The sequence below is a fragment of the Micromonospora sp. NPDC049497 genome, from assembly GCF_044465805.1.
GTDB lineage: Bacteria > Actinomycetota > Actinomycetes > Mycobacteriales > Micromonosporaceae > Micromonospora.
This window is the reverse complement of record NZ_JBITMC010000015.1, coordinates 95,207-107,329: the sequence shown is the minus strand read 5'-3', so window position 1 is coordinate 107,329 and position 12,123 is coordinate 95,207. Positions and strand designations below refer to the sequence as shown.

At 72.0% G+C, this 12,123-nt stretch carries 7 protein-coding genes; 2 read left to right on the top strand and 5 right to left on the bottom strand.

Annotation, left to right across the window (positions count from 1 at the left end):
• Positions 1-32: 32 nt before the first annotated feature.
• The gene (glgA, locus tag ACIBR0_RS20780; RefSeq protein ID WP_396717949.1) at positions 33-1,241 is read right to left on the bottom strand and encodes a glycogen synthase; all 1,209 of its coding nucleotides are present in this window, start codon (positions 1,239-1,241) and stop codon (positions 33-35) included.
• A gap of 95 nt (positions 1,242-1,336) precedes the next feature.
• On the opposite strand from glgA, the gene glgC reads away from it, so the two are divergent.
• Both glgC and pgm read left to right on the top strand, forming a co-directional pair.
• Complete coding sequence (gene glgC, locus ACIBR0_RS20775) at positions 1,337-2,569, top strand: glucose-1-phosphate adenylyltransferase (RefSeq protein WP_396717947.1); 1,233 nt, start codon at positions 1,337-1,339, stop codon at positions 2,567-2,569.
• On the top strand, positions 2,566-4,212 hold the full coding sequence (pgm, locus tag ACIBR0_RS20770; protein WP_396717945.1) for a phosphoglucomutase (alpha-D-glucose-1,6-bisphosphate-dependent): 1,647 nt from the start codon (positions 2,566-2,568) through the stop codon (positions 4,210-4,212). The genes glgC and pgm overlap by 4 nt, the downstream gene beginning before the upstream one ends.
• A gap of 308 nt (positions 4,213-4,520) precedes the next feature.
• Here pgm and ACIBR0_RS20765 read toward each other — a convergent pair whose 3' ends face one another.
• The 4 genes from ACIBR0_RS20765 to ACIBR0_RS20750 all read right to left on the bottom strand — a co-directional run bounded on the left by ACIBR0_RS20765 (position 4,521) and on the right by ACIBR0_RS20750 (position 12,105).
• Positions 4,521-5,450: an NAD(+)/NADH kinase gene (locus tag ACIBR0_RS20765; protein WP_396717943.1), complete on the bottom strand. Its 930-nt coding sequence runs from the start codon at positions 5,448-5,450 to the stop codon at positions 4,521-4,523.
• 96 nt (positions 5,451-5,546) lie between these two features.
• A complete protein-coding gene (locus ACIBR0_RS20760) occupies positions 5,547-8,654 on the bottom strand; it encodes a M14 family zinc carboxypeptidase (RefSeq protein WP_396717940.1) in 3,108 nt (1,035 codons plus the stop codon).
• Between the two features lie 172 nt (positions 8,655-8,826).
• Positions 8,827-10,695 (bottom strand): polysaccharide biosynthesis protein, encoded by a 1,869-nt coding sequence (locus tag ACIBR0_RS20755; RefSeq protein WP_396717937.1) that lies wholly within the window; start codon positions 10,693-10,695, stop codon positions 8,827-8,829.
• 129 nt (positions 10,696-10,824) lie between these two features.
• The gene (locus tag ACIBR0_RS20750; RefSeq protein ID WP_396717934.1) at positions 10,825-12,105 is read right to left on the bottom strand and encodes a glycosyltransferase family 4 protein; all 1,281 of its coding nucleotides are present in this window, start codon (positions 12,103-12,105) and stop codon (positions 10,825-10,827) included.
• Positions 12,106-12,123: the final 18 nt, after the last annotated feature.

Sequence of the window (12,123 nt, the reverse complement as noted above, 5' to 3'; positions counted from 1 at the left end):
AACCTACTGCGCGAGATCGCTTCGCGCTCGGGTCAGCCGGCGGCGCCCACCGACCGGTACACCTCCAGCGTGCGCTGCGCGACCGCGTCCCACGAGAAGTGCTCGACGGCCCGCTGTCGGCCCGCCCGCCCGAACTCGGCGGTCCGTTCCCCGTCGGCCAGGACCTCGTTGATCCGGGCCGCGAGGTCGGCCACGAAACGCCCCGGATCCAGCGGTCGTCCGGAGCCGTCGGCGGCCTGCTCGATCGGCACCAGCAGCCCGGTCTCGCCGTCGGCGACCACCTCGGGGATGCCGCCGGTGGCGGTGGCGACCACCGCGGTCTCGCAGGCCATCGCCTCCAGGTTCACGATGCCCATCGGCTCGTACACCGACGGGCAGACGAAGACGGCGGCGTGGGTGAGCACCTGGATCACCTCGTGCTTGGGCAGCATCTCGGCGACCCACACCACGCCCGAGCGGTTGGCGCGCAGCTCGGCGACCAGGCCCTCCACCTCGGCGGCGATCTCCGGCGTGTCCGGGGCGCCGGCGAGCAGCACCAGCTGGGTGTCGGCGGGCAGCTCCCGCGCGGCGCGCAGCAGGTAGGGCAGGCCCTTCTGCCGGGTGATCCGTCCCACGTACACCACGCTGGGCCGGGACGGGTCGATCCCCAGCCGGTCGACCACGTCCGTGCCGTGGTCCGGGGCGTACTGCACGGTGTCGATCCCGTTGTGGACGACCCGCACCCGGTCCGGGTTGACGGCCGGGTACGCGGTCAGCACGTCCCGCCGCATCCCGGCGCTGACCGCGATGATCGCGTCGGCGGCCTCCACCGCGGTGCGCTCGCACCAGGACGAGAGCGCGTAGCCCCCGCCGAGCTGCTCGGCCTTCCACGGTCGCAGCGGCTCCAGGCTGTGCGCGGTCACCACGTGCGGCACCCCGTGCAGCAGCTTCGCGGTGTGCCCGGCGAGGTTCGCGTACCAGGTGTGGCTGTGCACCACGTCCGTGCCGGCGCACCCCGCGGCCATCTCCAGGTCCACGCCCATCGTCCGCAGCGCGGCGTTCGCGCCGCCCAGGCCGGCCGGTTCGGCGTGCGCGGTCACGCCCGGCTCCGAGCGCGGCGCGCCGAAGCAGTGCACCCGTACGTCCGCGAGCCGGCGCAGCTCGCGGGCGAGGTACTCGACGTGCACCCCGGCCCCGCCGTAGACCTCCGGCGGGTACTCCCGGGTGAGCAGGTCGACGCGCAGCCGTGGGAGATCCGTCATGCCCGGCACCCTAGTGCAGAAAACCGCCCCGCACCGGGCGTGGAACTGTGCCCGTACGAGTGGTGAAGTGGCGGTCGGATGGATAGCGTCGGGACATGGCTGCCAAGGTGCTCGCGATCGTCCTGGCCGGCGGGGAGGGCAAGCGCCTCATGCCGCTCACCGCGGACCGGGCCAAGCCGGCCGTCCCGTTCGGCGGGATGTACCGCATGGTCGACTTCGTCCTGTCCAACCTGGCGAACGCCGGCTTTCTCAAGATCGTCGTGCTGACCCAGTACAAGTCCCACTCGCTCGACCGGCACATCACCAAGACCTGGCGGATGTCGACGCTGTTGGGCAACTACGTCACCCCGGTGCCGGCGCAGCAGCGCCGCGGCCCGTGGTGGTTCGCCGGGTCGGCCGACGCGATCTACCAGAGCTTCAACCTGATCAACGACGAGCAGCCCGACCACGTGATCGTCTTCGGCGCCGACCACATCTACCGGATGGACCCCCGGCAGATGGTGGAGGACCACATCGCCTCCGGCGCGTCGGTGACCGTGGCCGGGATCCGGCAGCCGCTGTCCACGGCCGACCAGTTCGGCGTGATCGAGGTCGGCGAGGACGGCAGGCGGATCCGCGCGTTCCGGGAGAAGCCCACCGACGCGGTCGGCCTGCCCGACGCGCCCGACGAGATCTACGCCTCGATGGGCAACTACGTGTTCACCACGCGGGCCCTGTGCGAGGCGGTCGAGCGGGACGCCGAGGACAAGACCAGCAAGCACGACATGGGCGGCAGCATCATCCCGATGATGGTCGAGCGGGGCGAGGCCAACGTCTACGACTTCCGCGACAACGAGGTGCCGGGCAGCACCGACCGCGACCGTGGCTACTGGCGGGACGTGGGGACGCTCGACTCGTTCTACGACGCACACATGGACCTGATCAACGTGCACCCGGTGTTCAACCTCTACAACTTCGAGTGGCCGATCTACACCGACCAGCCGCCGTACCCGCCGGCGAAGTTCGTGCACCAGTGGGGCGAGCGGGTCGGCCGGGCGGTCGGCTCGATGATCTCGCCCGGCGCGGTGATCTCCGGCTCCCTGGTGGAGAACTCGGTGGTGTCGCCGAAGGTCAAGGTCCACTCCTGGGCGCACGTCGACGGCGCGGTGTTGATGGAGGGCGTGGACATCGGCCGGCACGCCGTGGTCCGGCGGGCCATCCTGGACAAGAACGTGATCGTGCCCGAGGGCGCCGAGATCGGTGTGGACCTGGAGAAGGACCGCCAGCGCTACACCGTCTCGGACAACGGCATCGTGGTGATCGGCAAGGGTCAGAAGGTGGAACCGTGAGCAGTCACCCCCGCGCGGGCCAGCCCGCCCAGCCGTCCGACCTGGTCGACGTGCCGATGCTGGTGACCGCCTACTACGCCGAGCACCCCGACCCGGGCGACCCGGCGCAGCAGGTCTCCTTCGGCACCTCCGGCCACCGGGGGTCGAGCCTGCGCCGCGCCTTCAACTCCGACCACATCCTCGCGGTCACCCAGGCGCTCTGCGACTACCGCCGGGAGCAGGGCCTGGACGGCCCGCTCTTCCTCGGCCGGGACACCCACGCCCTGTCCGCCCCGGCGACGGTCGACGCCCTGGAGGTCCTCGCCGCGAACGAGGTCACCGTCCTGCTGGACAGCCGGGACGGCTACACGCCCACCCCGGCGGTGTCGCACGCGATCCTCACCCACAACCGGGGCCGCACCAGCGGGCTCGCCGACGGCATCGTCATCACCCCGTCGCACAATCCGCCGGACGACGGCGGCTTCAAGTACAACCCCACCCACGGCGGGCCCGCCGACAGCGACGTGACGCGGTGGATCCAGGACCGCGCGAACGAGATCCTGGCCGCCGGGCTCAAGGAGGTGAAGCGCATCCCGTACGCGCGGGCGCGCGCCGCCGACACCACCGGCTCGTACGACTTCCTCGCCCGCTACGTCGACGACCTCCCGGCGGTGCTCGACCTCGACGCGGTCCGCGACGCCGGCGTGCGCATCGGCGCCGACCCGCTCGGCGGAGCGAGCGTGGCCTACTGGGGCGAGATCGCCGAGCGGCACCGCCTCGACCTGACCGTGCTCAACCCGACGGTCGACCCGACGTGGCGGTTCATGACCCTCGACGGTGACGGCAAGATCCGGATGGACTGCTCCTCGCCCAACGCGATGGCCTCGTTGATCGCCGCCCGCGCCGACTACGCGGTCTCCACGGGCAACGACGCCGACGCCGACCGGCACGGGATCGTCACCCCCGACGCGGGCCTGATGAACCCCAACCACTACCTGGCGGTGGCGATCGGCCACCTCTTCCGTACCCGCCGCGACTGGGGCCCGGCCGCCGCGGTCGGCAAGACCTTGGTCTCCTCCTCCATGATCGACCGGGTCGCCGCCGACCTGGGCCGGCCGCTGCTGGAGGTGCCGGTCGGGTTCAAATGGTTCGTACCGGGCCTCCTCGACGGCGCGGTCGGCTTCGGCGGCGAGGAGAGCGCCGGGGCGTCGTTCCTGCGCCGCGACGGCGGCACCTGGACCACCGACAAGGACGGCATCCTGCTCTGCCTGCTCGCGGCCGAGATCATCGGCAGCACCGGCCGGACCCCGAGCGAGCACTGGGCCGAGCTGGCCGAGCGCTTCGGCGCGCCGTCGTACGCGCGCATCGACGCCCCGGCCACCCGGGAGCAGAAGGCCGTGCTCGGCAAGCTCTCGCCGGAGCAGGTCACCGCGACCGAGCTGGCCGGTGAGCCGATCACCGCGACGCTCACGACGGCGCCCGGCAACGGCGCGTCGATCGGCGGCCTCAAGGTCACCACGGAGTCGGGCTGGTTCGCCGCCCGCCCCTCCGGCACCGAGGACGTCTACAAGATCTACGCCGAGTCGTTCCAGGGTCCGGACCACCTGACCCGCATCCAGTCCGAGGCGAAGGACCTGGTCTCGGAGGTGCTCGCCAAGGCCTGACGCGCCGCTCGCCGCCGCCCCGCCGGCTCGGGGGCGGCTGGGAGCGGGTCGGCGTGCGGGCAGGGACCGAGCAGGTCCGCCCGGTCGGGGTCCAGAGCCGGTCCGGACCCACGGGTAACCCGGTCGCGCGCTGTCGAGCTGAGCCATCTACGTCATCACCGCCGGCGCAGCCGCCTCCTCCTCGTCCCGCGGCGTGAGTCGGCGCGCCTGGTCGGTGGCCTGACTCATCCATGACGTCAGCTCGACAGGGCCCGGGTGCACCCTGTCCGGCCGGCGAGGACGACCAGGCGAAACCGGGTCAGCGGAACTCAGCGCGGTGGCGGCAGCTCGCGGCGGTTGAGCTGCTCGCGGAGGTCCTCGGGGAGCAGTTCGCGCAGCTGCGCGGGCAGCAGCGGCAGATCCAGCAGGCTCAGCTTGAGCTGGTTGCGCTCCTGGTAGCGGCGGGGGTCGAGGCGTACCACCAGCCCCGCGTCGCGGCGGTAACCCACCTGCACCGCACCCTCCGTGGCGGCCTTCTGGATGACCACGCCGTCCATCTCGACGGCGACCGGGGCGGAGCCCGGCGTCAGCTCCAGCCGGATGGTCTCGTCTCCGGAGAGCACCACCGCGCGGGAGATGCCGGCCATCGGCGCGGAGGGGGTCACCACCACCGCGTCACTGGCGGGGGAGACCAGCGGTCCGCCCGCGGCGTAGCTGTACGCGGTCGACCCGGTGGGCGTGCTCACCACCAGCGCGTCGCAGCGGTAGTAGCCGTACCGCTGCCCGTCGACCGCGAGCGTCGCCGAGACGAAGCCGGATCCGGGCTGGCGTACCAGCGCCAGGTCGTTGAACGCCACGACGTCGTCGTCGCACACCTCGCAGACGAGGCAGCTGTGCCGCTCCACCGTGAAGTCCTTGGCGGCCACCCGGTCCAGCGCCGCCGGGAGATCCGGCGGCTCGACCTCCACCAGGAAACCGAGCCGACCCAGGTGTACGCCGAGCACCGGCTTCGGGTTCCGGACGGCCGAGCGCAGCGCGCCGAGCATGGTGCCGTCCCCGCCGATGCTGATCAACGCGTCACAGGCCACGGCCACCTGGTCGGCGGGCAGCGGCTCGACGCTCGCCGGCACCCGATGCCGGTCCTCGGTGCGGACCGCGAGGCTCATCTTCTGGCGCGCCGCCCAGCGCTCGATGATCGCGACCACCTCGGTGACGTCCCGGGTCGGGTGCAGCATCAGCCCGAGCCGGATCCGATCCATGTCTCCAGCTCACCACATCCCGGGCGGCCCGCGCGGGCGGAAACGGCAGGTGCGCCGGCGGCCCCGAAGGACCACCGGCGCACCCGTGGCGGAACGTCAGGGGCGCTGCTGCCCCGTCAGGTGGGCCAGCGACCGGGCGACCAGGTCGTCCCGGGCCGCCGGGGCCAGCCCCTCCAGGCCGAAGCCCAGGTAGACGGTGTCCGCGGTGACCACCGCCGCCCCCTCCTCGAACGCCTGCTGGCTGCGCGACCAGTCGGTGGCGTTGCCCGCCGAGCCGGCCGGCGGGCCGGCCACCGTCCAACCGCCGAGGTCGGCCGTCTCGAACGAGGTCTCCGAGACGGTCGCGCCGTCGACGACCACGCTGGCGTCGTCCAGGAAGACACCCAGGCCCTGCGTGCCCCAGTCGGAGACGTACGAGATCGACACCTCGACCTGCTTGCCGGCGTACGCCGACAGGTCGATCTTGAACTCCTGCCAGCCGTTCGACGCGGCGGTGGCCGCGTGCCACTCACCGGTGGTGCCGGTCGGCGAACAGTCCGCGCCCATGTAGTGGCCCAGGAACGGGTGCAACGTGTCCACCCACCCGGACGCGCAGCTCTCCCCGGTCTCCCGGCCGGTGTGCCCGTTGGCGTCCGGCAGGGTCGTCCAGTCGTCGCTGCCCACCTCGTGCGCCTCGACGATCAGGAAGTCCCAGTTCGGCTCGATGTCGTACGAGGTGGCGAACCGCAGCTCGCCGCTGGTGGCCCCGGTGAGGTCCACGGTGCGGGTGAGCCGCTTGTACGACTCGTCGGCCTGACCGCTCCACAGGTACCAGTCACCGGTGCGAGGGTCGAACGGCGCGGCGCCCGGCCGCACCCAGTCCACCGGGGCGGAGCTGGCGAACTGCGGGAACTGGTCGCGCGGCAGGAAGCTCGACGTGGTCAGGAACGAGGCGGTGTGGTCCTGGTTCCCCGCCGAACCGGCCGCGTTGAGGATGCCGTCGAAGCCCGCGAAGGCCCCGTCGGAGCCCTTGAGCGCGTACGGACCGTCCTCGCCGGTGCCGCCGTCACTGACGTACGTGTACGCCCCCAGCCAGTACTGCTGGAAGTCGTTCAGCAGCGGCAGGCAGGTCGCGTCGTCGGCGTCGGTGCACTCCGCCGGCCCGTTCGGCTGGTACGCGTACGCACCGTTGGCGGCCTGCGCGAAGAGGGCGTACTTGCCGCTGACCAGCAGCTTGCCACCCTCGTTGAGGTAGTCCCGGACGGCCAGCTCGGTCTCCAGCGCCGAGCGGGCGGCGGTGCCGGGCACCTGGCCCTGCGCGCGCGGGATCACGTCGTCGCCGGTCTCCCAGACCACCGTGTCGTAGTGCGACAGCACACCCAGCGGGTGCGGCGCCTTCCGGCCCATCACGTCGACGTCGTACACGTCGCTGGTCCGGCCGGCGGCGGTCAGCGCCGCGGTCACCTCGTCGGCGTACTTCGCGCTGGTGACGCCCTGCGCCGGGCTGAGGCCGGTGACGTCCTCCGCGGCGAGCACCAGCACGTCCCCGCCGATGTCGTCGTGCACCCGGTAGGTGAAGTGGTCACTGGCGACCACACCCGTGCCCCGCCTGTTGCCGGTGAACCAGACCTCGACCCGGTCGCCCGGCCGTGCCCCGGTCACCTTCCCGCGCAGCTCGGCGTAGTAGTCGTCGTGGGTGTCGCCGTACCGCTCGCCGCCCTGCCACTCGGTGACCTTGACCGTCTTCGGCCGGCCGCCGTTGACCGTCCAGTTCAGCCGGACGTTCCGCAGCTCGCGCCGGACGATCGCGGCGACCTGCTGGTCCCGCCCGTACGAGGTCTCGAAGGCGTCGACGACGAAGTCGGGGGTGCTGCGGCCGACCACCGAGACGGGGTCGTCCGGGTCGTGCGTGGACCTGGCCACGGCCAGGGCGAACGGCAGGTTCTTCGCCACCTCGGCGGCGATCAGCTCCTCGTCGTCCGGGAAGATGAACCCGCTGACGCAGTCCTCCGGGAGCCACTCGTCGTCCGGATCGGACGCCGCCGCCGACTGGCAGGTCGACATCTCCGGCGTGAAGCCGAGCGTGCCGTACCGGACGGTGGCGTGCGTGTCGGTGTCGCCGTTGGTGGTGTACAGCTCGGCGGAGATGTCCGGGTCGTAGCCGGGGACCGCCGGGTGGGCGTCGTCACCGACCATCGCCTCGTAGACGACGTCGTCCGGGGTCGGGGTGCTCACCTGCCAGCCGACGCCGTACAGCAGCAACTGCGCCGCCGAGTGGTAGTTCACGAAGAACTCGAAGCCGACCCGCTTGAAGAGCCGGTCCAGGGCCTTCGTCTCCGGCTCGGAGTTCGGGCCCGGCCCCCGGTAGGTGTCGCTGTTGGGGTCGGGCGAGGAGCCCTCGTTGTCGTACCCCCACTTGTAGGCGAAGTTGCGGTTGAGGTCGACACCGTCGGCGGTCGTGATCTGCCCGTCGCCGTCGTTGTCCCGCAGGTTCTTGCGCCACAGCCGGTTGCCGGGGGTGAAGGTGTGGTCGTAGCCGTCCGGGTTCGCGACCGGCAGGAACCACAACTCGGTGGTGTCGACCAGGCGGGTGATCTCCGGGTCGGTGCCGTAGTTGCCGAGCACGTGGTGCAGCAGCCGCCGGGTCATCTCCGGGGTGATCCACTCGCGGGCGTGCTGCGCGCTGCCGTAGAGCACCGCCGGCCGCTTGCCGTCCCGGACCTTCTTCGCGTCCTTGGTGACCTTGACGGCGAGGATCGGCTTGCCCTGGTGGGTCGTCCCGATCGTCTCCAGCTTGGTGAGGTTCGGGAACCGTGCCGCCGTGGCGGTGATCTCGTCGCGGAGGCCGCCCGGCTCACTGTAGGAACGGAACGCCGACCAGCCGGCCGCGGCCTGCTCGCGCAGCGCCTGCGAGGCGGCCTTGCCGTCGACCTTCTTGACGTCGAGCTTCACGCCCTGGCTCGCCAGCCGCTCGGCCTGACGGGTGCTGAGCACGGTCTCGATGGTCGTGTTGCCGGCCCCGTCGGATTCGTGGTGGTCGTGGCCGAGATCGACGCCGGCCGCGCGCAGCTTCTCCACCTGCTCCGGGTTGACCGTGCCGACGTACACCTCCAGCCCGTCGCGGCCGTCCGGATCGGACGGCGGCCGCGCGCTCGCCGGTGTGGTCAGCGTCAGTGCGCCGACCAGAGTGAACACGCCGGCGATCGCCAGCCGTGTGCGCCTCATCGCGCCTCCTGTGTGGAAGGACCATTGACGCGAGCCTGTCGGGGGCGGTGAGGCATGTCAATGCCCGAAGAGGTCAATCTCGCACCCTCGGTGGTCCGACCGCCACGCCCGGTGGGCCGCCGAGAGACGCGGCGCGGGGCGGACCCGACGGTCCGCCCCGCGTCGGTGCTGGTCAGCGGGACAGCGGCAGCCGGATGACGCCCTCCGCACTCGGGGCCGTGGCCTGGGTGCACAACGCCGCCAACTGGGCGACGATCTTCTCCGGGTCGTCGAACGGGTCCACCCCGGCGACCTCGATCGGGTCCAGGGCCGGCACGGTCACGTGCGAGATGAGCGGGTGCAGCGGCCGGACGTCCTCCTCGCCGGTACCGAGCAGGTCCTCGTGCAGCTTCTCACCCGGTCGCAGGCCGGTGTAGACGACGGGCACGCTGCTTCCCGCCTGCCCGATCATCTGGCGGGCGAGGTCCAGGATCCGCACGGGTTCGCCCATGTCGAGCACGAGCGCCTCACCGTCCCGGCCGATCTCGGCGGCCTGGAGGACCAGGTGCACCGCCTCCTGCACGGTCATCAGGTACCGGGTGACGTCCGGATGGGTCACCGTCACCGGCTGGCCGGACTCGATCTGCCGCTGGAAGGCGGTGACCACCGAGCCCCGGCTGCTCAGCACGTTGCCGAAGCGCACGCTGAGGAACGTGCCGGGGTAGGTGGCCGCGGCATGCGCCGTCAGCCGCTCGGTGATCCGCTTCGAGTAGCCCAGGACGCTGACCGGGTCGGCCGCCTTGTCGGTGGAGATGTTGACGAACCTGGCCACGTCGCGGCAGGCGTCAAGCACCGACATGGTGCCCCACACGTTGGTCTTGACCGCCTCGCCCGGGTGGCGCTGCAGGAGGGTGAGGTGCTTCAGCGCGGCGGCGTGGAAGATGATCTCCGGCCGGCGTTCCCGGACGATCCGCCGGATTCCCTCGTCGTCGCGCAGGTCGGCCAGGATCAGCTCCGGCCCGTCGAGCAGGGCCCGGCCGGACAGTGACATCTGGAGGCTGTGCAGGGCCGACTCGTCGCGGTCGAGCATCATCAGCTCGCCCGGGTCCGCCTGCATGATCTGCCGGCACAGCTCCGAGCCGATCGAGCCTCCCGCGCCGGTGACCAGGATCCGCCGGCCGGTCAGGCCGTTGCCCGACAGCGTCAGGTCGCCGACGACCTGCCGCCGGCCGAGCAGGTCGCTGATCCGGACGTCCCGGACGTCGGTGACGGTGATCCGGTGGTCGACGAGGTCCCGAACCGGCGGCAGCACCTTGAAGGCCGCGCCGGTCTGGAGGGTGGCCTCCCGGATCTGCCGGATCAGCGCGGCGTCCGCGTTCGCCACCGAGAAGATCACCGTGGCGGCGCCGGTACGCCGTACCGCCGCCGCCACGTCGTGACGCCCACCGAGCACGCGGACGCCGCCGATCCGCAGGTCCCGCTTGGCCGGGTCGTCGTCGAGCACGCCGACCGGCAGGTACCGCCCGCGGGGGTCGCTGAGCATGGCCCGCAGCAGCCCCTGACCGGCGTCGCCGAGGCCGAACAGCAGCACCTTCGTCGCCGAGCGGGCGTCCGGGCGCATGGCGAGGTCGTGGCGGTGCCGGTAGGCGAGGCGGACCGCGAGCATGAGCAGCAGGGTCAGGGCGCCGCCGACGAGGGGCGCGCTCGCCGGGACCGGTCGGTTCCCCAGGGGAACCAGGGCGACCAGCACCAGCGCCGTCGTGGCGGCCGTCGTGCCGGCGAGGCCGCGGATCTCGGGGAGGCTGCCCAGCGGGTGACGGCCGGAGTAGACCCGGCGCAGGGCGGAGACCACGAGGTGCAGCACGGCGGCGAGCGCGCCTATCCCGATCGCCCGGGTGGCCTGGCCGATGGTCAGGTCGAACTCGTAGCGGGCCCAGGTGGCGGCGAGGAAGCCGCCGACCCAGGCGGCGCCGTCGCCGGCGAGGAAACTCAGGTTCCGCCGGCGGGATCTGGTCCGTCGGGTCGTCGGGGTGCGCTCGGGAACTTCTGCTTCCGGCGGCATGCACTACTCCCTGGGGGTCTGGGGTCGTCCGTGGTCGAGCGAGAACGACCTCTTTGCGTCATATAGTGCTTACAGGGAGTTTTGCGTGCTTCGTGTCTGTTTCGCGTATGACGTCGCAATTAGTGGCTGTCAGGTCCGGCTGCTCAGCTCCTCGGGCGTCCGTCGGACCGCGGCGTCCCGCGGCGGCACCGGCCCGCCCCGACGCCGGGGGGTGCGCTCCGCCACCACGTCGTCGAGCACCCGCTGCAACCGGCCCGCCATCGCCGTCCGGGACCGATGCCGGCCGATGAACTGTCGGCCCCGCCCGCCCATCTCGCGCAGCACCTCGGAATCCAGCGCCACCAGCTCGCGCAGTCCCACCGCGAGGCTCCCCGGCGCGACGGCCGCCCCGGAATCCGAGGCCAGCACGACGTCGTGCGGCTCTCCCGGGCAGTTCGTCACCACCGGCACCCCGGCGGCGAGGTAGTCGTAGAGCTTGTTCGGGCTGGCCCCCAGGCGGAACACGTCGGCGTCGGCCAGCGCGTGTACGCCGATGTCCGCGCCGCCGAGGATGCCGGCGAACTCGGCCTTCGGGATCATGTCCAGGAAGTGCACGTTGGACATGCCCTCCGCGCGGGCGCGCGCCACCAGCCGTGGCTTCTCGATCCCGTCACCGATCAGGGCGAAGGTGTGCTCCGGCAGCTCCGCCGCGGCGTCCAGCAGTTCGTCGAGGCCGTTGGCCTGCCCGTGCGCCCCGGCGAACACGACCAGCCGCCCGCGTACCGGGATCCGGCCCCGGAGCGGCGTGTACCGGTCGTGGCGCAGGTCGAACGCCGACGGCTCGGCACTGTTGCTCACCCAGGCCAGCTTCTCGTCGTCCACACCCAGGTCCCGGAAGTACGACCGCCACCCTTCGGCGACCAGCACGATCCGGTCGGCCCGCCGGTACAGCCACCGCTCCAGCCCGCTCAGCAGCCGGTGCGGCCGGGAGCCCCGGCGCAGGTAGCCGGTGTCGACCATCGACTCCGGCCACAGGTCGCGGATCTCGAGCACGAACGGCACCCGCCAGAACGTCGCGGCGAGCCAGCCGGCGACCGGCGTCAGGATGTGTGGTGACGACGCGTACACCACCGCCGGACGGCGGCGCAGCAGCGACCGCAGCAGCGCCCCGCCCGCGTACCCGAGCCAGTTCAGCACCCGACGGTGGTCGTTGCGGGAATAGCCGGGGACCCGGACCCGGACGAAGTTCGGCTCCCGCCCGGTGAAGCGGTGTCGCGAGTAGACGTCCCGGTCGCCCGCGATGATCGTCCAGTCCCAACCGGTCAGTCTGCCGAACAGCTCGACGTGCCGTGTGCCGCCGGGCTCGGAGAGCGGCTTGGCGTAGTGGTTGAGAACCAGCACGTGCGGAGTTCGGCCAGAAGAGGAAGCCATGGTTCGTCCTTGGTGTGC